The following is a 23,135-nucleotide window of genomic DNA, read 5'->3' as shown; positions in this document are numbered from 1 at the left end:
GGCTTGAAAGCGCTCATATCGTCGATTCCGATGCACAGCGTTTGGGTTTGCTTTTGTGGTCGTTGTCCACACCGTGGAATCTCCGTGCGATGCGTACCACGTGAGCCGGATTTTCTTGTTCGGATCCACAGGGTTTGATGTCCTTTCGGATCGGGATATCCACATCCGTCACGATGGTGGGCGCATTCAAGCTCGTCGAATCTTCTCAATTTCGACGCCCACAGTGCTTCGAGTGGCTTGGGAAGAGCATATCCACAACGCGCTCGCCTGTTTGGTTCACAGCGTTGCGACTGATGTGCGGCCCGGTTGTCCACATGGACGAGCGGTAACGCTACAAGGCTTTGCCTTTTCATGACACGCCGGTCCGTGGCAGCGCGAATCATCAAACCGTTGGTCCGGACCTACGCGACGATATCGCGGTTCGGCTGTGGTCCCTCAAGGAAATACTCCGATTCGTCGGGAATGACGCCGTCCGTATATCGCTTGTCTTCCCACAACAGTCGCCAGTGTGTCTTGACGGGTAGTCCGAGGTCGTTATCCCTCAGCTTCGGCGCGCGGATGTCGCGAATGAAGTAGTTGAAGCAGCCGTTGTTGCGCAAACGGCGATGGCCGATGGGCACGATGCCGAGCAACTTCTCTCGCTCGATGACTACGGGTTCCCAGATGCCGTCACAAGGCACCTTGTTGCCGGACTTGATTACCGGGCCGATAGCCTGTGGAACCGCCCGCAAGTCATCGGGAAATACCGGATACGGAAGCGTGTAGAAGGTGTACTCGTACGCACTCGGGGACAGCAGCATCCCTACCGAGCGCAATTGTGCGAGATCGTTGTTCAAACTCGCCGGTTCCAACGGCACATTCTCCATCTGGTATTCCGATGCATGGAGCAATTGGGCCAGCGCATCGATCTTCGGTGGGTACGGGGAAAACTGCGCGCCGCGCTCCCAGTAATTCTGATGAGGGAAAAAATACGCGTTCAAATGGTTATACCGATCGATTGCGTATTGCAACGGCTCGCCGCGCTGCCAGACGAATCGGTTCCCGCGGGCTAACTCGGACAACCCTCGATCATAAGCGGCAAGGATCTCGGAAATGATCGACAAATTGTGCGGCGGTAGGGCTTCCGGATCATCTTCCGGCCATGTCTTTACCGCGTTCTCGTATTCGTTCGCGAAACGCGCAAACGCGTCACGCTTGCGCTTCCAGAGCGAAAAACTGGTCAGACGCTGAAGCAGCCAGAAGACTCTGCGCCTCGTCATGTCGTCTGTCATGTCGTATAGCTTGATTGTGTTCGTCATCGGACAAAGGGCGTCGACGGTTGCGGCGTCGGCCCGGATTCCAGCAGGTACTGTGATCCGTTTGGAACAATGCCCTCCCCATACCGCGTGTATTTCCCCGACAAACGCCAATACGTAGGCCCCAGCATCACGTTGAACGCGTCGACGTCAATAGCGCATGTCGGTATTACGAACGCGTCACCAGATGCCACGTTACCCAGTGCACCTTGAGTTCACCCAGGTTGTCCCTCACCAGCATGTCCGGCATCGCCGCACCGGCTTCGACCCGCACGGTTTTGCCGCCGTATTCGTCCGTTCGCCATTCGCCGGAGACCGGGCAAATATCGCCGGTCCGAACCGGCGCGGCCATGTCGCGGCTCGGCTGCGGTGACGACGGCAGCTCGAGGAAGTACTGCGATTCGTCAGGGATGATACCGTCGGCGTATCGCTTGTCTTCCCACAACAGTCGCCAGTGTGTCTTGACGATCGCGCCCGTATCGTCATCTCTGACGTTCGGCGCATGAATGTCCCGAACGAAATAATTGAAGCAGCCGTTGTTGCGCAAACTGCGATTGCCGACCGGCACGACGCCCAGCAATTTCGATTGCTCGATAGCAACGGGTTCCCAGATGCCGTCGCAAGGCACCTTGTCGCCGGATTTGATCACTGGACCGACAGCTCCTGGAACCTCCGGCAGGTCGTCCGGAAATACCGGATACGGAAGCGTGTAGAAGCCGTGCTTGTATGTCTCGGGGGATAGCAGCAACCCTATCGAACTCAGTTGTGCGAGACAGTTGTCCAAAGGTTCCGGTTCGAGCGGCGCGTACTCTACTTGGTACTCCGATGCATGGAGTAATTGGGCCAGCGCATCGACCTTCGGCGGGTATGGGGCAACCTGCGCACCGCGATCCCAGTAATCGGAGTGCGGAAAGAAGTGTGCGTTCAAATGGTTATACCGATCGATTGCGTACTGCAACGGCTGACCGCGCCGCCAAACGAACCGGCACCCTCGGGCCAACTCGGACAAACCTCGATCGTAAGCGGCAAGGATCTCGAAAATGATCGGCAAATTCTGTGGCGGTACGGCTTCCGGATCATCTTCCGCCCATGTCTTCACCGCCTTCTCGTATTCGTTCGCGAACGTCGCAAACGCATCACGCTTGCGTTTCCAGAGCGAGAAGCTGGTCAGGCGTTGAAGCAGCCAGAAAACGCTGCGCCGCGTCGCGTCGTCCGCCATGTCGTATAGCTTGATCGTGTTCATCATCGTGGGAACGGGAGCGACGAGCCCCGATTCGGATGACCCCCAAGTACTGTGATTCGTTTGGAACAATGCCGCCCCCGTACCGCGTGTATTTCTCCGACAAACGCCAATACGTAGGCGCCAACATCACGTTCAACGCGTCGACGTCAATAGCGCATGTCGGTATTACGAACGCGTCACCAGATGCCACGTCACCCAGTGCACCTTGAGCTCGCCAAGATTGTCCCTGACCAGCATGTCGGGCATCGCAGCGCCGGCTTCGACGCGCACGGTCTTGCCGCCATATTCGTCCGTGTGCCACTCGCCGGAGACCGGACAAATGTCCCCCGTTCGGACTTTCGCGACGGAATGACGGTCTGGTGCTGGCATCGACGGCGGCTCGAGGAAATACTGCGATTCGTCCGGGATGATGCCGTCGGCGTATCGCTTGTCTTCCCACAGTAGTCGCCAGTGCACCTGAACAAGCCCACCGGTCTGGTTGTTCATAAGATTCGGCGCTCGAATATCGCGGATGAAGTAATTGAAACAGCCGTTATTGCGCAAACTTCGATTGCCGACCGGCACGACGCCCAGCAACTTCGATTGCTCGACGGCAACGGGTTCCCATATTCCATCGCAAGGCACCTTGTCGCCCGACTTGATGACCGGACCTTCCGGTTCCGGAACCTCGCGCAAATCCTGTGGGAACACTGGATACGGGAGCGTATAGAAGCTGTGCTTGTATGCCGTCGGAGACAGCAGCAATCCTACGGATCGCACTTTCGCAAGATCGGTATGTCCCGGTTCCAAAGGCGCGTACTCCATCTGATATTCCGACGCATGCAACAGTCGGGCCAGTGCATCGACCTTCGGCGGGTAAGGAGCTGCCTGCGCACCGCGATCCCAGTAATCGGGATGAGGGAAGAAATACGCGTTCAGATGCTGATAGCGGTCGATCACGTGTTGCAGCGGCTCACCACGCTGCCAGACGAATCGGTACCCTCGGCCCAGTTCGCGTAACCCCTTGTCGTAAGCAGCGAGAATCTCGAAGATCGTGGGCAAATTGTCTGCCGGCATCGACTCCGGATCATCTTCGGGCCAGGTCTTCACCGCGTGCTCGTATTCGTTCGCGAACAACGCAAATGCATCACGCTTGCGCTTCCACAGCGAAAAGCTGGTCAGGCGTTGAAGCAGCCAGAAAACCTTGCGGCGCGTGGCGTCGTCCGACATGTCGTATTGCTTGATCGTATTCGTCATCGCTGGCCTTCGTAATTCACTGCTGATCGCGTCGTTGCCGTTACTGTGCTGTTGGTCGTCTTGGTCTGGATTTCGTCGCTAGCCAGCCGGCGCGTCTTCGTCGAGTACTTAATGTCGCCCTCATATTTACTGTAGCCGTAGACCTTCTCGACATTTTCCCAGTTCGTCTTGTGGAACTCGATCTTGACGCCGTCGAACTCTCGTTGAACGTGCAGCTCGGCGTGACCGGTAACGTTTAGGAACTGCTGCTTGATTTTGTTCCCTTCTTCGGTCACGTATTCCGACAGTTTGCCGAAGTCGACTACCAATTGGTCACCGCCGCCCTCGAGATACTGCATCGGCGTCGCGGTGCCGTACTGCTCGGCAATCTTTCCGCCCCAGGCATTGGCCGTCGGCATCCGCTCGCCGAAATCGTGCGGCAACTGCATGATGACGATGAATCCATTACCGTTCCAGGTATCCAGCACCGCGGAGAGCCTGCGCCACTCCTCCGCGGTCTTCGGCGGTTCCCCGACACCCCAGAACGCGGGATTCCTGCCACCTGCCGTGCTACCGCCTTTGTAAGTCGCGAGTTCAGACGGGTTACCGAATACGCGATACACCTTCTTGCCGGCCAATTCCTTTGCGGTCAACGCCTTGATGGTGCCACTGAACGACGCGACGTCGAGAAAGACTTCGGCTTCTTCGAACATCGGCATCGCTCCCTTTCTCTTGAGAATGTCCGGCCATCCTTCGGCAATCTTGGGGCCGTACTTTGCCTTGAGCCACGCTTCGACCTCACCGTCGTCAGCGAGGCATTGCGCCGACGGAAAACGACCCCGACGAATATCACGAGCCAGCCTGCGCTCCTGCAGATACGCTTCGACCTCACGCTCCAGTTTCGGCGCCCCACCCGTCGCGATTTCGTGCACCTCACCGCGATACACCATGTTCTGCAGCACCTTGAGCTTCGCGTTCAGCTCCTTGATCGCCTCCGGCACGATCTGGTCGGCCATGTCCTGGATCGCGTGGAAGCCGCTGCTGACACGCTCGAGGGCCGCCCGCCATTTGTCCGGCAACATTCGTCCGACGCGCGCCGCGAGCGAACGCTGAATGGCCACGCGGACCGTGGCGCAAAAATCCTTCAGCCTGGTAACGACCTGGGCCTGATACTTGGCGAGATCCAGGGCCTTGAGCCACTTCGGTGCGTCGCCATGCCCCATCCGGTTCAGGAATTGCACGACCGCCTTCAGCAACTCGGCATCTTTCGCGACATCTCCGGTGACTTTCAGCAGCAAACGCCCGACGCCTTTGATGACACCGCCCACCACCGGGATCAGCGCAAAGATCAGGACGACCAGCAACACGCGTTGCGTCGTATCGTTCCGCTTGACCGGATCCTGGCTCATACCGATGCTGACGGCCAACAGGTCCCGAACCGCAGTCGCATCGCCCACGAGCGGAATCATGCCGATCACGGCATCGACGATGATCTGGCTGATCGTCTGCTTTTCATTGAATGCGCCTTCGAGCGTTCCCCAGCACCATTGCCCGACTTCCAGCGACGTTGCCCTGAAATCCTCAATCGTCCAGCTCACGCTTACGCTCCCCCGTGCCTGTTGATGATTGAATCGATGTCGGCATCGGAAAGACGCTCTCCCTTGTAGTCGGGATTCGCGGTCGTATCCTTTCGCGCATACGCGCGCGCATCCGGCCCGAGTTCAGCCTTGATCGCTCCCGCAGGCACGTCCTCCAGACGCATCCGCCCATGCGAATCGAGCACCCCTTCGCGCGTGCTGCCGTCGGGCAGCCTGCTCGAATCACAGTCGCCGGACTGTGCTTATCCAAAGGTGTTAACAGAGTTCGTATACATACGTAGTGATAGTTAACAAGCCCTCCGCATCACAGTGGATAACCTCCGTAACGCACTGAATTGTCGACACGAAGCGCAATGCATAACCGCACGCGATGCGCGTGCACAGCTCTGTGCAGCACAGAACAACTTTCCGGCCATTCACAGCTTCGCGAACCTATCCTCAATCGCTCCACTGTGAATCCAGAGGCTTGCCGAATGGTTATCCAGAGCCCAATGTGGATAACGTGACGACACCGACTCGTTGCGCTGTGCCCGCACGTCCGTAGACAGACCGCACCATCGCCGGCGCTCCCGCATCGCACCCCGCCCGTCCTCACCACGCGCGTCAAAAAATTTTCACGAAAGGGCTTGTGCTCCTCCCAAACCCTCTCTATAATTCGCGGCTTCTTAGGCTCGTAGCTCAGTTGGTTAGAGCACCACCTTGACATGGTGGGGGTCGTTGGTTCGAATCCAATCGAGCCTACCAACGAATAATCGAAGGGGTCCGGCAGCACGCATTGCTTCATGCAATCCGGCTCGCCAAATGATCAAACGCCACGCGGCAGGTTCGCGTGGCGTTTTTCTTTTCCGCATTGCATATTGCGTTTGCGCTTCGGCACCGCGCCGTCGCGCATCAATGCAGATGCTTCAGCTTGTCCGGATTGCGCACGACGTAGATCGCGACGATCTTGCCGTCCTCGATCTCGAGCGCCGTCGTCTGCAGCTCGCCGTCGGCTTCGCGCGTGACGAAACCGGGCAGGCCGTTGATGAAGCCTGCCCGCACGAGCATCGACGCCTGCGTCGCGAACAGCTCGGCCAAATGCGCGTGCACCTTCATCACGCGCTCGAACCCGAACACCGGTTTGGCTGCGGCCGTGCGCTTGCCACCGCCGTCCGAATGCAGGCTCACGTCTTCGGCGAGCATCGCGCCGAGCATGCGCATGTCGCCGCTGCGCGAGGCCGCGAAGAAGGCTTCCGCGAGCTCGATTCCGCGCTGCCTGTCGACGCGAAACCGCGGCCGCGCTTCACGCACATGCGTGCGTGCACGCGCGGCGAGCTGCCGACACGCAGCGGGCTCGCGCTGGATCGTCGCGGCGACTTCGTCGAACTCCAGCCCGAACACGTCGTGCAGCAGAAACGCCGCACGCTCCAGTGGCGAAAGCCGTTCGAGCGCAAGCATCAGCGGCAACGTCACGTCTTCCTGTTCGTCTTCGTCGACGACGGGCTCGGGCAGCCACGGCCCGACGTACGTTTCGCGCCGATACCGCGCCGACTTCAGATGATCGAGACACAGCCGCATCACCATCCGCCGCAGGAACGCCTCGGGCACGCGGATCGCGGTGCGGTCGACGTCCATCCAGCGTATGAACGCGTCCTGCACGACGTCCTCCGCATCGGCGACGGACCCGAGCATCCGGTACGCGACGCGAATCAGCATCCGGCGCAGCGGATCGAAGCTCGCGGCCGCGTCGCCCATCGTGTCCGCGGGATCGACGTTCGTCATCAGGCCACCATCTTCGCGGCGGCGGCCTTCGCCTCGGCCGGGTCGACCCATAGCCCGAAGCCTACGGCCAGCCGGTTCCAGCCGTTGATCACGTTGATCATCAGCGTGAGCTTCACCTGTTCCTCCTGCGTAAAGTGCGCATTCAGGTCGGCATACGCGGCGTCGTGCGCGTGGCCTTCGGACAGTCGCGTCAGCGCATCGGTCCAGCCGAGCGCCGCGCGTTCGCGGTCGGTGTAGCAGGGCGCCTCGCGCCAGGCGGCGAGCAGGTTGATCCGCTGCTCCGTCTCGCCTTGCGCGCGCGCTTCGACGGTGTGCATGTTAAGACAGTTCGCGCACGCGTTGATCTGCGATGCGCGGATCTTCACGAGCTCGATCAGCGTCGGCTCGAGGCTTCCGGCCGCGGCGACCGATACGGCCATCCAGTCCTTCATTAGTGCGGGCGCAACGGCAAACGGATTGAGTTTCGCGGTCATGGTCCTTCTCCTTTCGTGTGGGTTCCGATGACATGACGAGCGAGCACCCGGCCCGTGTGACATCCCGACGAAAAATTTTTCAATGCGCGTGACGATCGAGAGGCCGAGGAGGGGAAACGGAAAGCGATGCGTGCGGCGGTTCGAACGTGCATCGGCGGATCCGAATGACGGAAGCCACCCGTCCATCGGCCCGGGGGAACGCTGTCGCGGCGTGCGACGGCATTCGCGAAACCGCGCCGCATGTCACGCCAGCGCGAAGACAATCGCCGCGTGAGTGTCAGAAGGCGTCAGCAGGCCGCCGAGCGGGCATGCGCCTTGCGGCCGTCCGCGCGGGCCGCCGCATAAGCGATAGCGCTTCACCGCTCATTGCCGCACGCACACCGACGCATGCTTTCAAATTTCTTTCGTTTTCCGCTTTCCGCGCAATCCGATTCGCGACCTTCACATTTCTGGACCATACTGTTCTGCACGGGCAGATGGACTGACGCCGCTTTTGCGGCCCGGCGCGCGCGCCGGCTGCCCGATGGACGCAGCACCGAAGGTCGCACGTCAGCCGCGCGCAACCGAGCGCGAGGCTTTCCTTTTTCCGGCAACGCAACGCAGCGAATTGCGACGTGGACGGTAAACCGATGAGCCTCCTTGCATCCCAGCTTCAGCGCCGTTATCAGGACGTGCGCGCCCATAGCGTCGCGTTGACGGCGACGCTGTCCGCCGAAGACCAGGCCGTGCAGTCGATGCCCGACGCGAGCCCGACGAAGTGGCATCTCGCGCATACGACCTGGTTCTTCGAAACGGTCGTGCTGATGCGTCGCGTGCACGGCTACACGCCGTTCAACGACGCCTTCCAGTTCCTCTTTAATTCCTACTACGAAGCGCTCGGCCCGCGTCATCCGCGTCCGCAGCGCGGGCTGCTCACGCGCCCGTCGCTCGACGAAGTGCACGCGTACCGGCAGTACGTCGACGAAGCGATGCTGAACGCGCTCGCCGGCGCGGATCCGTCGCTGCTCGATACGATCGCGCCCGAGATCGAACTCGGCCTGCATCACGAGCAGCAGCACCAGGAACTGATCGTCACCGACATGCTGCACGCGTTCTCGTGCAATCCGCTGAAGCCGGCCTACCGCCCGCGCAGCGATGCCGACACGCAGGCGCTTGCCGCGGGCGACGCAGGCCCGCTGCGCTGGCTGCATCGGCCGGGCGGGCTCGTCGAAATCGGTCACGGCGGCGATACGTTCTCGTTCGACAACGAGCGGCCGCGTCATACGGCGCTCGTGCGGCCGTACGAGATCGCGAATCGGCTCGTCACGAACGCCGAATTCGCGGCGTTCGTCGCCGACGGCGGCTATGCACGCCCGGAATACTGGCTGTCGGACGGCTGGGCGACGGTGCAGCGCGAAGGATGGCAAGCGCCCGCGTACTGGATCGCCGACGACGAAGCCGCGCACGGATGGCGCACCTTCGGGCTGCACGGCGTCGAATCGCTTGCGCCGGACGCACCGGTCTGTCACGTGAGCTTCTACGAGGCGGCCGCGTACGCGGAATGGGCGGGCGCGCGGCTGCCGACGGAATTCGAATGGGAAGCCGCGTTCGGCGCGGACGGCATCCGGCAGATGCTCGGCCACGTATGGCAGTGGACGCGTTCGTCGTACGAGCCGTATCCGGGCTTCCGGCCGCTTGCCGGTGTCGCGGCCGAATACAACGGCAAGTTCATGGTCGGCCAGCAGGTCCTGCGCGGCAGCAGCATCGCGACGCCGCCGGGCCATGAACGGCCGACGTACCGCAATTTCTTTCCGCCGGCTGCGCGCTGGCAATTCACGGGAGTTCGACTTGCGCGAGACGTCTGACCTGACGGCCACGACCGGTGGCCAGTTACCCGCCCGCGAAGTGCGGCCGAGCGCGTTCGAGCGCGACCTGATCGACGGACTGTCGCGCACGCCGCGCAGCATCCCGCCGAAATACTTCTACGATGCGACGGGCTCCGCGCTGTTCGATCGCATCTGCGAACTGCCGGAGTATTACCCGACGCGCACCGAACTCGGAATCCTGCGCGCGCGTGCCGCGGAGATCGTACAGCGCGTCGGCCCGCATGCGGACATCGTCGAATTCGGCGCGGGCTCGCTCGAGAAGATCCGCATCCTGCTCGACGCGTTCGCCGCGCACGGCGCCAACGCGCCGCTGCGCTACGTGCCGATCGACATCTCGGCCGACTATCTGCACGGCGCGGCCGCGCGGCTGCGCGCCGAGTATCCGTGGCTCGATGTCGCGCCGATCGCGGCCGACTACACGAAGGCCGAACAGCTCGCGGAACTCACCGCGACGCCGCGGCGGCGCATCGGTTTTTTTCCGGGCTCGACGATCGGCAACTTCTCGCCGGAAGAAGCCGACGCATTCCTGCGCGATGCGGCGCAACTGCTGCGCGGCGGCGGCCTGCTGGTCGGCGCGGACCTCGTGAAGGACGAGCGCGTGCTGCACGACGCGTACAACGACGCGCAGGGCGTAACCGCACGCTTCAACCTGAACCTGCTCGCGCGCGCGAACGCCGAGCTCGGCGCGGACTTCGATCTCGATGCGTTCTCGCACTGCGCGTTCTACGATCCGCAGCGCCAGCGCATCGAGATGCATCTCGTCAGCGACGTCGCGCAAACGGTGCAGGTACGCGGTCACGTGTTTCATTTCGATGCGGGCGAACGCATCCACACCGAGAACTCGTACAAGTTCACGATCGACGGCTTTCGCACGATCGCGCGACGCGCCGGGTTCGTGCCCGATACGGTGTGGACCGACGCGGACCGGCTGTTCAGCGTGCACTGGCTGCGCAGCGTCGACGATATTCGCGCGTGAATTCGAGCCCATCGCCGGGCCGGCCCCGGCGTTGCGTTCCGCATGCCGATGCGCGTGCGCCACGCGCGACGCACGGCCGTTTTTTCCTTTAGCGACAAGTACTTGCCGACGACCGTAAACGCCCGTTACCGGTCTCGCACACCGGTTTCACCTGTATCCGCGCGTGTTGCCTAGACTCCAAACCGTATTCACACGAAGCACGACATACGTGCAGGGAGTCGCGAGATGAGCAAGAAACTTCTTCTCGGTGCGGTTATCGGTGTAGCGGCGCTCGCCGCGTCGGGCGTGGCATCGGCCCACGTCGACCTGTCGGTCGGCATCGGCGTGCCGGGCGTCTACACGGCGCCGGCACCGGTCTATGTGGCGCCGCCGCCCGTCACGTATGCGCCGGTCGGCTATCGCTACGACGACTGGCGTGCGCGCGAATGGCGTGAACGCGAATGGCGTCGTCACGAGTGGCGCGAACACGAATGGCGCGAGCGCGACCGCGGCTGGCGCGGTGGCCGCTGGGATTGAACGCCGGCCGGCTCGCCGGTCGGCCTGATCGATGCGACAGGAGCGTGATCGCATCATGTCGATTCGAAGTTTCCGTACCTGTGCCGCCGCCGTTATCGTTGCGCTCGCAACGATCGGCAGCGCGCATGCGGCCGGCTGTATGAAAGGGGCGGTGGTCGGCGGCGTCGCCGGCCATTACGCGGGCCACCACGCGGTGGCAGGCGCTGTCGGCGGCTGCGTCGTCGGCCATCACATGGCGAAGAAGCACGCGCAGGAGCAGGCCGAGCAGCGCAACGAACGCGCGCAGTCGGCGCCGCCGAAGCAGTAAGTCAGCGCAGCCACCAGGCGGAAGGGCGCCACGGCGCCGCTTCCGCGTTTCATTTTTCTTCTCCGCTATCGCCGGGCTCCGGCGTATTCGTCCTATCAAAGCACGCAACGCGCGTCGTTACGATCATTTACAACGTCGCGATGCACGCCGATCGCGTGCGTTCCTAGAATGCAGTCACTCGAATACACACAAGGGAGGAGCACTCGATGAAAAAACAACGATATCTGTCCGTGCTGGCAGCCGCGCTGCTCGCACTGGGGACGGTCTCCGCACACGCGGCGGCCGGCGGCAACGGTGGCGGGAATGGCGGCGGTCATGGGGCGGGCGGTTCCGGCGGCAATGCGGGCGGCATGTCGGGCGGCCACATGAGCGGCGAAGCGCTGAGCAATTCGAACGGCTTTCACGCGGGCGATCGCGACAAGGGCCTCGCGCGTGCGGCCGATCGCTCCGATACGATCGCCGATCGCGCCGGCACGCAGCCGGGACGCGGGCATACGCACGGCCATGCCGCGCACACGGCGTCGCACGGCAAGCATACGAAGCGCAACGCGTTCGGTAAGACGACGCTGTAACGCGGCCTGCAGGAAAAAAGGGAAGGGCGCACGTCCGAATCGCATGGCGGCGCCGGAATCGCATCCGGCTCACCGTGCATTCGGGCGTGCGCCCTTTGCTCGCGCGTCGCGTCGTGCAGACGCGATGCTCGTTTCATGTCGACAGGCGCCGCGACACGTGCGCCCGCTCCAGCCGCGCGTCCCGTCGGCGGCGACAGCATTGCCGCCGACGCTCGCCTTACCGCGCCGTGCGCGTCGGCGCCGCAGCGACGTCGAACAGCGCGTCGACGTGCCGGACGCGCACGAACCGCGCCGCATCGTCGCCGTCGGCCAGCGCACGGAAATGCGCTTCGCCGCACGCGAGCTTCGCGCGCTCGTGCTCGGTCGGCGTATCGCCGTCCGCATTCGGCGTATCGACGACGAAGTACAGCCGCTCGCTGCCGTCCTGCTCGGCGAGCACGGCCCAGTCGGGGTGATAGCTGCCGAGCGGCGTCGCGACGCGGAACCACGCGGGCAGCTTTGCATACAGCTTCACGCTGCCGTGCGCCTCGAGCGCGTCCGCGAATGCGCGCTCCGCGTCGGTCTCGCAGACGACGGCCTCGTGGATCGACTTGCGCGCCTCGAGCCGCAGGTTGCGGAGATAGCCGGTCAGCGCCTCGCTCTCGAACGATTCGAGCGCGTGTACGTGACGATCGCCAAGCTTCCGGTACGCGATGCCCGCGACGAGCGCGAGCCGCTTGCAGCGATTGATCGCATCGGCCGCGACCGCGATGAACTGCTGCGGATTCACGCGGAAATCGTCGAGCCGGCCGCTGTCCGCGAGGATCGTCGCGAGCGAGCGGCGCGTGAGCTGCGTGCGGTCCTGCAGTTCGGTCAGCAGGTCGGGCAGCGGCAGTTCGCCTTCGTCGATCAGCACGGTGCCGGCGCCGCCGACCTCGATCGCCTCGACGCCCGACTTGCCGATGTCGATCTCGGCCTTGCGCCATTGCAGGCGTGCGCGCGCGATGTCGGGCGCGTCGCGCAGCGCGGCCGCGCAGTCGCGCACCAGCTTCGCATTGTCGAAATCGACGCGATACACGGTGCGATGGCGGATGCGATCCCATAGCGCGCGGAAATCGTCGCCGAATACGACGGCCTTGCCCGATGCATCGCGCCGCAGCGCGATCGCGCGACGCTCGTCGGCATTGCGCACCGCGAAGCGGCCCGACAGCTTGCGCAGCGTCGCGACGATCGGCGCGCGCAGCGACTCGAACGCGTCGGGCAGCACGAGCGCGCTTTGCCGCAGCGCGTCCTTCAGCCGGTCGAGCACCTTGCCCTGCGCGTCGACGTAGCCCTGCTCGTGCAGATGCATCCACAGCACGCGCGACAGTTCGACGCCGAGCGCATGCGCGGGTCCGTCGCCTTCCTGCACGGGCAGCGCGGCGAACTGGTGCTGCTCGACGATCCCGAAGCGGATGCCGGTGTCGGCCTCGATTTCCTTCTGCAGGTTCTCCGCGAACGACTCGTAGCGCTCGGTCGCGATCACGGTCAACGTGTTGACGCCCGGATCGCGCACGCGCTCGCCGTCCTGGTCGACCGCGAGACGCAGCCCGCGGCCGAGCGTCTGGCGGCGCTCGCGCTCGGTCTGGATGTCGCGCAGCGTGCAGATCTGGAATACGTTCGGGTTGTCCCAGCCTTCCTTGAGCGCCGAGTGCGAGAAGATGAATTTCAGCGGCGTGTCGAACGACAGCAGCGCTTCCTTCTCGCGCATGATCAGCCCGTACGCGCGTTCCGCGTTCTCGCGCGCGACGGCGCTGCTTTCGCTCGTGTCGGTCCAGCCGCCCTTGCGGTCGATCGAGAAGTAGCCGTTGTGCGCGCGCTCGACCTCGCGCGCGATGTCGACGCCGTCGAACAGCGCACGATACGCGGGCACGCGCGCCGCGCGCGCGTATTCCTCTTCGAAGATCAGCGCGTATTCGCCTTTGACCGGCATCCCGTTCTCGTCGTAGCGTCGATACCGTTCGACCGAATCGACGAAGAACAGCGACAGCACTTTCACGCCGCGCTCCGCGAGGCGCAACTCCTTGTCCAGATGCTCGCGGATCGTGCGGCGGATCATCTCGCGCTGCACGGCGAGCGTGTCGATGTCGCCGAACGCCTCGCCGAGCGACAGGAACGTTTCGCCTTCGGGATGCCGCAACTCGACGTACTCGGCGCCCTTCGCCGCATGCACCTCGCCGATGCGCAGCCCCGCGTAGAGCGCGCGCTTCGTCAGGCGCTCGAGATCGTCGCCGTCGGTGGCCGACACGAGCTGGCGCTTCACGCCGTTCGCGGTCGCGACGTCGAGCTCGAGACGCGCGCTGATCGCGCCGCGCCGGTTCGACACGCCGACGAGCCGCACGTACGGCTTGTTGTGCGCATCCTCGACGATCGCCGATGCGATCTCGATCTGCTTGACGAGCTTGCGCTCGTACGCGTCGACCGCATCGAGCCGGTACACCATGTGATGACGGTCGACGTGCGTGGCCGAATAGCGCAGCGTGCAGAGCGGATCCATCGCGGCGAGCGCCTCGCGGCCGCGCCCTTCGAGCCCACCGTCGACGCTCTGCGGCTCGTCGACGATCACGATCGGCCGCGTCGCGCGGATCAGGTCGATCGGTTTCTCGCCGCCGGTCTTCTCGCTGTCCTTGTAGAGGTTGTTGACTTCCTTCTTGTTGATCGCGGCGACCGTCATCACCATGATCTGGATCGTCGCGCTCGCCGCGAAGTGGCGCACCTGGCCGAGCTTCGCGGAGTCGTACAGGAAGTAGTCGTAAGGCACGCCCGCATACAGCGCGCGGAAGTGATCCTCGGTGATCGCGAGCGTCTTGTGCACGCCTTCCTTGATCGCGATCGACGGCACGACGATCACGAATTTCGTGAAGCCGTAGCGGCGGTTCAGCTCGAAGATCGTGCGCAGATATACGTAAGTCTTGCCGGTGCCGGTCTCCATCTCGACCGTGAAATCGCGCGAGCCCGGCGAGCCGGAGGGCGGCAGCCCGCCGCGCAGCTGCACGTCGGCGAGGTTGCGCGCGAGTGCGTCGTCGGTCAGCGACAGCCGGTTGCCGACGCCGCGCTCCGACATCGCGAAGCCGAGCGAGCCTTGCGCGGCGGCCGTCGTGCCGGGCGCCGCGCTCGCGAGCACGCTGAAGTCGCCGCGATACGATTCCTGGCCGCGAAACAGGTCGCAGACGGCGTCGATCGCGTCGCGCTGATAGTCGAGATCCGCTTCGAAGTGCAGCCGCATCACAGGCTCCGCACACGCTTCACGCCGTGCTGTTCGAGCAGCGCGGCGAGATTGAGCTTCGCGACGTCGTCGACGAAGCCGCTGTCGCGGAACAGGCACGTGACGTCGCGCGTCGCGCCGCTCGCGTCGAGCAGGGCGACGATCCCGTCGGCGAGCGGCTCGGCGTCGTCGCGCGACACGCGTGCGTCGAAGCACGCGACGATCTCGCGCCCGATCAGATGCACGGTCTTGCCGGCGATCGTGTGATGCTCGACCGGCGTGCACAGGTCGAGGCCGAGCTTCAGCGTCAGTTCGGCGAGCAGGTCGTCGTCGGTGCGGCCGGTCTTCACGTGCTCGACCGAGGCGAACAGCGCATGGTCGAAGTCGTCGCGGCGCGGATCCCACTCGATCACGTTCGTCGTGTCGAGCCGGTACACGCGAAAACCGAGGTCGCCATAGCTTTCCGGATAGTCGCGCGCGACCTGCTGCGCGGCGCGGCGCAGACGCTCCTTCGTCACTTCGGCGAGCGTCGCCGGCTTTTTCAGCTTCGCGCAGAAATCGGCGGCGGCCTGCTGCGTCTTGTCGCGACGATCGAGCGGTTCGGGCAGCTGCACGAGGATGTAGCGGCGCGCGCCGCCGTCGGTCGCGTTCACCTGCATCACCGCGTGGCCGGTCGAGCCGGAGCCCGCGAAGCAGTCGAGCACGATGTCGTCGCCGCGCGTGCACCAGCCGATCACGGCCGCCGCGAAGTCGACCGGCTTCGGCTGCTCGAACGGAATCCCGAGCGCCTTGAGCAGCGCGTCGTCGGAACCACCGAACGGCAGCACCGACGGCACGTTCTCGTACATGTTTTCGTCGAGATAGTAGATGCGCTGCGGCTGCGTGGTTTCGTCCGGGCCGAACTCGATCTGTCCGCGCTCGAGCAGCGCCTGCATCGTCGCCGGCGGATTGCGCCAGCCGCGCGCGGGCATCGCGCACGGCTTGCCGGTGACCGGGTGGAGCAGCGGCGTGAAGTATTCGTCGGGCGCCTTCTTCTTGTTCGGCCACGCCATCGACACGAGACGGTACACGCGCCCGTCCTCCGACAGCCGGTCGTACATCGCCTCGCCGCCGGACAGGTTCGTCTGCGCCTTCACCCACGCGCGGTATGCCTTCGCCGCATCCTTCGGCGTGCCGCTGCGGTACATCGCGTCGTGCGCGGCGTCGAGCATGCGCTGCGCGTTGCGCTTCGGCCGCTTCAGCGGCGCGCGCTCGAGCAGCGTTTCCGCATTGCGTGCGAACAGCACGAGCGACTCGTGCTGGTACGCGATGCCGCGCGCGTCGCCTTTCGGATTGCGTTTGTCCCACACCGCGACGCCGAGCTCGTTCTCCTCGCCGAAGATCTCGCGCAGCATCAGCACGAGCGCGTGCACTTCGTGCTCGTCGATATGTACGACGATCAGCCCTTCTTCGGACAGCAGCGCGTGCGCGAGCTTCAGCCGCGGATACATCATGTTCAGCCAGTCGGTATGGAACCGGCCGTTCGCCTCGGTGTTCGTGCTGCGCTTCACGCCGCCTTCGGTCTGCCCCGTCATCGCGAGGTAGTGGCGGATGCTGTCGCTGAAATCGTCCGCATACACGAAGTCGTTGCCCGTGTTGTACGGCGGATCGATATAGACGAGCTTCACCTTGCCCGCGTAGCTCTTGTGCAGCAGCTTCATCACGTCGAGGTTGTCGCCCTCGATCATCAGATGGCGCGTGTCGTCCCATGCGACGCTGTCGTCGGGGCAGGGCCGCAGCGTGCCGGTCGAGGGCGTCAGCGCGGCCTGGCGCGCGTCGCGCTTGCCGTGCCAGTGAAAGCCGTAGCGCTCGTCGGCGTCGCTGACCGTGCGGTCGCCGACCAGCGTCTTCAGCACGTCGACGTTGACCGATACGCCTTCCGGGCCTTCGGTCACGAGTTCGGGGAACAGCGCCTTCAGGCGCGCGACGTTGTCGGCCGTGAAATCCGTCGACATCGCCAGCGGGTTCGCCGCATCGAGTTTCTGCATCGTCTTTTCCATCGGGGGCCCGGCCGCCCGCGCCGGCAACGTGGGGCGCGGCCGCGGCATCGGCGGCAACGGCCGCCCGGGCAAACCCGAAACGCTAGCGAGTCGGTCGGCGCAGGTCAAGCGTTGATATGGCCCGAAATCACGAGTCGGCGTGGCACGGGACGCGCGGCGCGGCAGCCGCCGGATTTTCGCACGGTGCGAACCGCTTGCCCCATTCCAGCGGTTCAAGCGTAAACAGCGATGCGAAATGTCCTGTTTCGTGTAGTGGCCGTCGATCTGCGCGCGCGGCAATAGACCTGCCGGCCCTTGCCAGCGCTTCTCGTGGCCGGCCAACCGCGCCTCGCGTGCCGCAGCAATGCCCGCGTCGAATCCTCGCGCCGCATTGACCGCGTCGAGCAGGCTTGCCGCGTACGCGGGCCAGCCGGCGGCCAGCCAGCCGAGAACGGCGATTCGTTGGAAACGTCGTGTCGATATCATCTGCGTCAGTACCTGACGGCCGTCGGGCCGCCGCGACACGACGGTCGTCGCGCCTCGAAAACGCTGAATTCTTCAGCAACGCGCGACGACGAGATATCGTATTGCGTCCATTTTGGTATGCGGTCGGCGGGCAGCCGACAGCGAAGGCCTCGCTCGTGCGTCGACACTCACAGCCGACCGGCCGTCTGCCACCGCAAGACAAAAAAGGCACGACCGGTGCAATACGCCGGCGTGCCTGTATCGACAATCGCGGAGCCGCGCGCGGGCACGGCACGACGGCCGGCCCTGCGCGAAGCAGCGGTCAGAACCGCGTCCGAATACCCGTCGTCAGTTCGAGCTGGTTGTTCGAGCCGAACGTCGACGCGACCTTATACCCGCCGTGCAGCTTCATATAGTCGCCGGCCAGATACAGCTCGGTGCGCTTGCTCAGGTGATAGAACAACGATGCGTAGAGCGTCTCCTTGAAGCCGTTGCCGACGCCGTTGGTCAGGCTGAACGCGCCGAGGTTCGCGTTCGGCGTGAAGCCGTCCGCGTTGTATGCGGCGTTCTTGATGCGCATCTGCTGATAGCCGAGTTCGTAGTCGAGCGGGCCCTGCGGCGCGACCTTCAGCGACACGGTCCATGCGTTGTCGTGGCGCTGGCCGAGCGAACCCTGATCGCCGTTGTAGCGGAAGTAGCCGGCGTTCACGCGCACGATGCTGAAGGTATAGTTGCCGCCGACCGAGAACGTCTGGTTTCGAAAGCCGCCATGGTTTACGTGGCTGTAGAAACCCGACACGTTGAACGGGCCGCCGTTATAGCCGAGCGCGGCCTGGTACGCGGAGCCGGTCGCGAACGCGGTCGAGTTGCTGAACTGATAGCCGGCGCTCGCGAAGATGCCGTTCGAGAACAGCTTCTTCCACGCGATCCCGTTGTTGTAACGCGTGCCGGTCGGGCCGGCCGCGTAGAAGATCATCTGCTTGAAGTTGTTCGAGTTCGTCCAGCCGCCTTCTTCGGTGCTGAGCTTCGCGGCGCCGTAGGCGTCGCCGTAGATCGCCGCCGCGTCGCGCGCGATCGTGTTCTGGAAGCCGGCCGTCAGCTTGCCGAAGCGCTCGTCCTCGACGCCGACCCATGCGTCGCGGTCGAAGATCTGGCCTTCGTCTTCCATCTGGCCGTTCGCGACCACGTATTCGCTTTCGAGCCGGAAGAGGATCTTCGTGCCGCCGCCGATGTCTTCCGCGCCCTTGAGCCCCCAGCGGCTGCCGCTGAACCACGGCTCGCCGTCGTTGCCCATGCCGATCACATGCTTGCCGTTCGCATCCGCGTGCGTGCGATAAGTCGGAAAGCTCAGGTCCATCAGGCCGTAGAGCTGCACGCTGGACTGCGCATACGCGCCGGTCGCGGCGCACAGGCCGGCCGCCGCGATGGAAAGGGTCAGGGTTTTGCGTTTCAACATCGTCTCCTCCGAGCTGCCGCATCGAAATTCGGTTATTGGTATCCCTAATGGATGCCCGCACATGCCGGTCGCTGCGAGTCGACCGACGCGCATCATCGTAGAGCGCGCAATCCTTCACGCCGCTTTCCCGGTTGCCGTGCACGAATGGGTGAAAACACCGAGCGCGTGCATGCCGCTCACGGTTTAGTCGATGATTGGGGATGCGAATCGATGCGAAGCGGAGGCGCGGCCGGCACGCGGCGCACTGCAGGCGCGGGCCCCCGCGCGAGGAACGCTCAGGCCGTGCCGGCCTTCGCGCGAAGGATGTAACCGAGCCCGCGCAGCGTGATGATCTCTGCGCTGCTCGCGGCCAGATGCTTGCGCAACCGATGGATGTAGATGTCGATCGCATCCGCGCTCGGTTCGTCGTCGAGCGCGAACACGCTGTCCATCAGCCGCGCCTTCGACACGGTCTTGTTCTGCTGCAGCATCAGCGTTTCAAGGATCGCATGCTCGCGTCGGCGCAGCATGAGCGGCGCGTCGCCGCAGCGGAATTCGCGCGTGCCGAACGCATAGACGAGGTCGCCGCACACGAGCTGCGTCGAGCCGACGCCGGCCTGCCGCCGGATCAGCGCGCGAATGCGCGCGACGAGCTCGCGCGATTCGAACGGCTTGACGACGTAGTCGTCGGCGCCGGCGCCGAAGCAGTCGACCTTGTCGTCGACGGACCCGTGCGCGGTCAGCATCAGCACCGGCACGTTGTCGTTGCGGCGCCGCAGCCGCGCGAGCACCTCCTTGCCGCTGATGCCCGGCAGCCGCATGTCGAGCAGCACCGCGTCGTAGCGCTCGGTCTTCAGCACGGTGTCCGCGCGTTCGCCGTCGCCGACGCAGTCGACGGCGAAATCCTCGCCGCGCAACAGGTTCACGATCCAGTGCGCGAGTTCGGCGTTGTCTTCGACCAGCAGGAGTTTCATCGCAGCGTTCTCTTCAATCGTACGCAGGCAGCCGCACCGTCACGACGACGCCCCGGTTGCCGGGGCCCGGCGCGAGCGTCGCGCTGCCGCCGTGCGCCTGCGCGATCTCGCTGACGATCGCGAGGCCGAGCCCCGAGCCCTCCGTGTCGGACGACACGCGGTAGAAGCGCTTGAACACGTGCGGCCGCGCTTCCGCCGGAATGCCGGGGCCGTCGTCGATCACGTCGAGCACGACCGTGTCGCCGTCGCGTCGCGCGGCCACGGTCACACAGCCGCCCGGTTGCGTGTAACGCACCGCATTGTCGACGAGATTCGTCACGAGTGCACTCAGCAGGCTGCCGCTGCCCGCGACGTCGAGCCGCTCGCCGAGCTCCGCGCCGAGATCGATGTCGCGCCGCTGCGCGAGCACGATCGTCTCCTCGAGCACGCTCGACACGAGCGCGGCCAGATCGACGCGCTGCGTCAGCAGCGTCGACGGCGTCGCTTCCGCATGCGCGAGCAGCAGCAGCTTGTCGGTCACGTCGGCCATCTTGCGGCTGCTGCGCTGCATGCTGTCGAGCACCGACGCGAGTTCGCGATCCTCGTGCCCGCGCTGCTGCGCGTACTGGATCTGCGTGTCGAGCACCGCGATCGGCGTACGCAGCTGGTGCGCCGCATCGGCGATGAAGCGCCGCTGCGTCGCCGTGTGTGTGTTCAGCCGCGCGATGCACTGATTGATCGCGTCGACGATCGGCCGCAGCTCATGCTGCAATCGCTCCGGACGGATCGGCTCCAGCTCCATCGGCCCGCGATCGGCGACATCGTCCTTCAGCTTCATCAGCGGCCGCAGCTCGAACGTGAGGCCGAGATAGACGAGCACGACCGCGAGCACCAGCATCAGCGCGAGCCGCACGAGCTGCGGCCGCCAGATCGTCGCGACCATCGCGCTGCGCGAGCGCGTCGTCTTCGCGACGACGACCGTCACCGTATCGACCTGGCCTTCGTCGTACAGCTGGCGGTCGTAGGCAACGGCGCGCAAGCGCGTGCCGTCGAGCGTCGTGTCGTACGCGATGGGCTCTGCGCCGTGCCGCGCAACGACGTCGAGCGCGGGATTGCCGGCCAGCAGACGGCCGTCGCTGTCGATCACCTTGTAGAACACCGAATCGCGCGACGGCGATTCGAAGATTTCGAGCGCGGCGGGCGGCACGTCGGCGACCGGCAGTCCGTTGCGCCACTCGATGTCCTCGCCGATCGTGCGTGCGGACGCGACGAGCGTGCTGTCCTGCACGAGATCGGCGGTGCGCCGCGCGGCGTCGTAGGCCATCGCGGCCGCGATCAGCACGAACACCGCGAGCGGCAGCAGCAGCCACCACAGCAGCCGTCCGCGCAGGCTGTGCGCCATCGATCGTCGCTCCTTGTGCTCGAAACGCCGCCGCGCCGGGGTGGCCGGCGCGGTGGCGGTGTCGTGTTCTACGTGACGGCGGCGCTCAGAATACGGCGGGGCGCCACTTCAGCAGCCGTTTCTCGACCCAGGTGAGCAGATAGTCGGCGGCGAGCGCGACCACGGCCAGCACGATCATCGCCGCGAACACGCCGCTCGCGTTGAACGCACCCTGGGCGGTGGAGATTAGCAGGCCGATCCCCTGTTTGGAACCCAGGAATTCGCCGACCACCGCGCCGACGAGCGCGAAACCGAAGCTCACGTGCAGGCTCGCGAGAATCCAGCTGAGCGCGGACGGAATCACGACGGCCGTCGTGATCTGCCGGCGCGACGCGCCGAGGATCTGCGCGTTCGCGATCAGGTAGCGGTCGGCTTCGCGCACGCCCTGGAACGCGTTGCCGAACACGACGAAGAACACCATCACGACCGCGAGCGCGATCTTCGACGCCATCCCGAGGCCGAGCGCGATCACGAACACCGAGCCGAGCACGACGCGCGGAATCGAGTTGGCGATCTGGATGTACAGCCCGAACACGTCGGCCATCAGCTTGTTGCGGCCGAGCACGATCCCGCAGATCACGCCGGCGACCGACCCGATCAGGAAGCCGATCGCGGTCTCCTCGAGCGTGACCCAGACCTGCGTGAGCAGCGGGCCCTGCGAGGTGCCGTTCACGAACCAGTCGCGGATCTGATCGAAGATCAGCGACGGCATCGAGAAGAAGAACGGATCGATCCACTTCAGCCGCGCGGCCAGCTCCCAGCCGCCGAGCACGACGACGAGTACGGCGATCCGCAGCGTGACGATCAGCGTGCGCCGGCGGCGCAGCCGGCGTTGCGCGGCGCGCTCGTCGTCCTCGAGGGACGTCGCCGGCAGGGCGGTGGGGGGAAGCGTCATGTCGGTCATGCTCCTGTCCTTGCTGTCAGCCGATCTGCACTTCTTCGCGCAGGTCGTGCCAGATGTCCTTCGAAATCTCGATGAAGCGTGCGTCGTAGCGCACCTCCGACATGACGCGCGGGCGCGGCAGGTCGATCGAATACACGCGCTTGAGCGTCGCCGGGCGCGCAGTCAGCACGAACACGCGATCGGCGAGCGCGATCGCTTCCTCCAGATCGTGCGTGACGAACACGACCGATCCCTTGTTCGCGGACCAGAGCTGCAGCAGCTCGTCCTGCATCAGCGTGCGCGTCTGCATGTCGAGCGCGGAGAACGGCTCGTCCATCAGCAGGATCTCCGGCTGATTGATGAAGGTCTGCGCGAGCGCGACGCGCTTGCGCATCCCGCCGGAGAGCTGATGCGGGTAGTGCTTGGTGAACTTGTCGAGGCCGACCTTGCGGATCCATTCCTCGGCCTGCGCATACGCGACGTCCTTCGAGCGGCCGCGAAACAGCGGGCCGGCCGCGACGTTGTCGATCACGTTGCGCCACGGGAATACGGCGTCGGCCTGGAACACGAAGCCGATGCGCGGATCGATGCCGTCGACCGGGCGGCCCATCACGCGCACTTCGCCCGAGGCGGGCTTGAGCAGCCCGGTGATCAGGTTCAGTGTCGTCGACTTGCCGCAGCCGGTCGGCCCGACGATCGCGATGAACTCGCCGCGCGCGACGCTCATGCTGAACTCGCGCAGCGCGACGGTCGCCTTGCCTTCCGGTGAAATGAAGCGGCACGACACGTTGCGAAACTCGATCGCCGGCGTGCTCGCGGAAACTGCCTGGTTCATCGCATAGTCCTGCGCGTGAAGATGGCGCCGAGGCGGCGCCTGGCCGGCCAGCCGGGCCGGA

At 64.7% G+C, this 23,135-nt stretch carries 18 protein-coding genes, 1 tRNA gene and 1 pseudogene; 6 read left to right on the top strand and 14 right to left on the bottom strand.

Annotation, left to right across the window (positions count from 1 at the left end; translation table 11 throughout):
• Positions 1–404: 404 nt before the first annotated feature.
• From BCR55_RS07645 to BCR55_RS07625, 5 genes and pseudogenes are all read right to left on the bottom strand, one after another.
• Positions 405–1,298 (bottom strand): annotated as a pseudogene (locus BCR55_RS07645) (Imm72 family immunity protein); the annotation flags it as partial.
• A gap of 166 nt (positions 1,299–1,464) precedes the next feature.
• Positions 1,465–2,541: an Imm72 family immunity protein gene (locus BCR55_RS07640; RefSeq protein WP_065494402.1), complete on the bottom strand. Its 1,077-nt coding sequence runs from the start codon at positions 2,539–2,541 to the stop codon at positions 1,465–1,467.
• A 162-nt stretch (positions 2,542–2,703) separates the two neighbouring features.
• Positions 2,704–3,774, bottom strand: coding sequence for an Imm72 family immunity protein (locus BCR55_RS07635; protein WP_006409653.1), 1,071 nt, complete (start codon positions 3,772–3,774; stop codon positions 2,704–2,706).
• Entirely contained in the window at positions 3,771–5,351 is a 1,581-nt protein-coding gene (locus tag BCR55_RS07630) for a hypothetical protein (protein WP_006409649.1), read from the bottom strand. Before BCR55_RS07630 ends, BCR55_RS07635 begins: the two co-directional genes overlap by 4 nt.
• Before the next feature lie 2 nt (positions 5,352–5,353).
• The gene (locus tag BCR55_RS07625; RefSeq protein ID WP_254661820.1) at positions 5,354–5,536 is read right to left on the bottom strand and encodes a type IV secretion protein Rhs; all 183 of its coding nucleotides are present in this window, start codon (positions 5,534–5,536) and stop codon (positions 5,354–5,356) included.
• 482 nt (positions 5,537–6,018) lie between these two features.
• Here BCR55_RS07625 and BCR55_RS07620 point away from each other — a divergent pair.
• A tRNA-Val gene (locus tag BCR55_RS07620) sits at positions 6,019–6,095 on the top strand.
• A 147-nt stretch (positions 6,096–6,242) separates the two neighbouring features.
• Here the strand turns inward: BCR55_RS07620 and BCR55_RS07615 are convergent.
• Together BCR55_RS07615 and BCR55_RS07610 are read right to left on the bottom strand one after the other, a co-directional pair.
• Positions 6,243–7,112 (bottom strand): sigma-70 family RNA polymerase sigma factor, encoded by an 870-nt coding sequence (locus BCR55_RS07615; RefSeq protein WP_006409651.1) that lies wholly within the window; start codon positions 7,110–7,112, stop codon positions 6,243–6,245.
• Entirely contained in the window at positions 7,112–7,585 is a 474-nt protein-coding gene (locus BCR55_RS07610) for a carboxymuconolactone decarboxylase family protein (RefSeq protein ID WP_006407272.1), read from the bottom strand. The genes BCR55_RS07615 and BCR55_RS07610 overlap by 1 nt, the downstream gene beginning before the upstream one ends.
• A gap of 629 nt (positions 7,586–8,214) precedes the next feature.
• Between BCR55_RS07610 and egtB the strand changes: the two genes are divergently transcribed.
• The 5 genes from egtB (at position 8,215) to BCR55_RS07585 (ending at position 11,821) form a co-directional block, all read left to right on the top strand.
• Positions 8,215–9,429, top strand: a complete 1,215-nt coding sequence (gene egtB, locus BCR55_RS07605; protein ID WP_053296645.1) for an ergothioneine biosynthesis protein EgtB — start codon at positions 8,215–8,217, stop codon at positions 9,427–9,429.
• Positions 9,413–10,426, top strand: coding sequence for an L-histidine N(alpha)-methyltransferase (gene egtD, locus BCR55_RS07600; RefSeq protein ID WP_065494400.1), 1,014 nt, complete (start codon positions 9,413–9,415; stop codon positions 10,424–10,426). Before egtB ends, egtD begins: the two co-directional genes overlap by 17 nt.
• 225 nt (positions 10,427–10,651) lie before the next feature.
• Complete coding sequence (locus BCR55_RS07595) at positions 10,652–10,942, top strand: hypothetical protein (RefSeq protein ID WP_006407276.1); 291 nt, start codon at positions 10,652–10,654, stop codon at positions 10,940–10,942.
• 52 nt (positions 10,943–10,994) lie between these two features.
• A complete protein-coding gene (locus BCR55_RS07590; RefSeq protein ID WP_035946387.1) occupies positions 10,995–11,249 on the top strand; it encodes a glycine zipper 2TM domain protein in 255 nt (84 codons plus the stop codon).
• Positions 11,250–11,455: 206 nt separating this feature from the next.
• The gene (locus BCR55_RS07585; RefSeq protein ID WP_006407278.1) at positions 11,456–11,821 is read left to right on the top strand and encodes a hypothetical protein; all 366 of its coding nucleotides are present in this window, start codon (positions 11,456–11,458) and stop codon (positions 11,819–11,821) included.
• Positions 11,822–12,038: 217 nt separating this feature from the next.
• Here BCR55_RS07585 and BCR55_RS07580 read toward each other — a convergent pair whose 3' ends face one another.
• From BCR55_RS07580 to BCR55_RS07550, 7 genes are all read right to left on the bottom strand, one after another.
• Positions 12,039–15,065 (bottom strand): type III restriction-modification system endonuclease, encoded by a 3,027-nt coding sequence (locus BCR55_RS07580; RefSeq protein WP_065494399.1) that lies wholly within the window; start codon positions 15,063–15,065, stop codon positions 12,039–12,041.
• Positions 15,065–17,083, bottom strand: coding sequence for a site-specific DNA-methyltransferase (locus tag BCR55_RS07575; RefSeq protein ID WP_006401726.1), 2,019 nt, complete (start codon positions 17,081–17,083; stop codon positions 15,065–15,067). Before BCR55_RS07575 ends, BCR55_RS07580 begins: the two co-directional genes overlap by 1 nt.
• 766 nt (positions 17,084–17,849) lie before the next feature.
• Positions 17,850–18,983 carry a porin gene (locus BCR55_RS07570; protein WP_059938084.1) on the bottom strand — a complete coding sequence of 378 codons (1,134 nt, stop codon included), beginning with the start codon at positions 18,981–18,983 and terminating at the stop codon, positions 17,850–17,852.
• A gap of 275 nt (positions 18,984–19,258) precedes the next feature.
• A complete protein-coding gene (locus BCR55_RS07565; protein WP_053296650.1) occupies positions 19,259–19,936 on the bottom strand; it encodes a response regulator in 678 nt (225 codons plus the stop codon).
• A gap of 13 nt (positions 19,937–19,949) precedes the next feature.
• Positions 19,950–21,317 carry a sensor histidine kinase gene (locus tag BCR55_RS07560; protein WP_045593751.1) on the bottom strand — a complete coding sequence of 456 codons (1,368 nt, stop codon included), beginning with the start codon at positions 21,315–21,317 and terminating at the stop codon, positions 19,950–19,952.
• An 85-nt stretch (positions 21,318–21,402) separates the two neighbouring features.
• Complete coding sequence (locus BCR55_RS07555) at positions 21,403–22,260, bottom strand: ABC transporter permease (protein ID WP_088928974.1); 858 nt, start codon at positions 22,258–22,260, stop codon at positions 21,403–21,405.
• Between the two features lie 16 nt (positions 22,261–22,276).
• Positions 22,277–23,074: an ABC transporter ATP-binding protein gene (locus tag BCR55_RS07550; protein WP_006407286.1), complete on the bottom strand. Its 798-nt coding sequence runs from the start codon at positions 23,072–23,074 to the stop codon at positions 22,277–22,279.
• Between the last annotated feature and the right edge of the window lie 61 nt (positions 23,075–23,135).

This window comes from Burkholderia sp. CCA53, assembly GCF_001685525.1.
Classification (GTDB): domain Bacteria; phylum Pseudomonadota; class Gammaproteobacteria; order Burkholderiales; family Burkholderiaceae; genus Burkholderia; species Burkholderia multivorans.
Note: the sequence above shows the minus strand (reverse complement) of the source record. Positions and strands in the feature narration are given on the sequence as shown.

Bases quoted from the DNA above. Each gene is read 5' to 3' on its own strand.
- BCR55_RS07565 (WP_053296650.1), bottom strand. From the start codon at position 19,936: ATGAAACTCCTGCTGGTCGAAGACAACGCCGAACTCGCGCACTGGATC.
- egtB (WP_053296645.1), top strand. From the start codon at position 8,215: ATGAGCCTCCTTGCATCCCAGCTTCAGCGCCGTTATCAGGACGTGCGC.
- BCR55_RS07595 (WP_006407276.1), top strand. From the start codon at position 10,652: ATGAGCAAGAAACTTCTTCTCGGTGCGGTTATCGGTGTAGCGGCGCTC.
- BCR55_RS07575 (WP_006401726.1), bottom strand. From the start codon at position 17,083: ATGGAAAAGACGATGCAGAAACTCGATGCGGCGAACCCGCTGGCGATG.
- BCR55_RS07615 (WP_006409651.1), bottom strand. From the start codon at position 7,112: ATGACGAACGTCGATCCCGCGGACACGATGGGCGACGCGGCCGCGAGC.
- BCR55_RS07610 (WP_006407272.1), bottom strand. From the start codon at position 7,585: ATGACCGCGAAACTCAATCCGTTTGCCGTTGCGCCCGCACTAATGAAG.
- BCR55_RS07550 (WP_006407286.1), bottom strand. From the start codon at position 23,074: ATGAACCAGGCAGTTTCCGCGAGCACGCCGGCGATCGAGTTTCGCAAC.
- BCR55_RS07570 (WP_059938084.1), bottom strand. From the start codon at position 18,983: ATGTTGAAACGCAAAACCCTGACCCTTTCCATCGCGGCGGCCGGCCTG.
- BCR55_RS07560 (WP_045593751.1), bottom strand. From the start codon at position 21,317: ATGGCGCACAGCCTGCGCGGACGGCTGCTGTGGTGGCTGCTGCTGCCG.
- BCR55_RS07640 (WP_065494402.1), bottom strand. From the start codon at position 2,541: ATGATGAACACGATCAAGCTATACGACATGGCGGACGACGCGACGCGG.
- BCR55_RS07585 (WP_006407278.1), top strand. From the start codon at position 11,456: ATGAAAAAACAACGATATCTGTCCGTGCTGGCAGCCGCGCTGCTCGCA.
- BCR55_RS07635 (WP_006409653.1), bottom strand. From the start codon at position 3,774: ATGACGAATACGATCAAGCAATACGACATGTCGGACGACGCCACGCGC.
- BCR55_RS07580 (WP_065494399.1), bottom strand. From the start codon at position 15,065: ATGCGGCTGCACTTCGAAGCGGATCTCGACTATCAGCGCGACGCGATC.
- BCR55_RS07555 (WP_088928974.1), bottom strand. From the start codon at position 22,260: ATGACCGACATGACGCTTCCCCCCACCGCCCTGCCGGCGACGTCCCTC.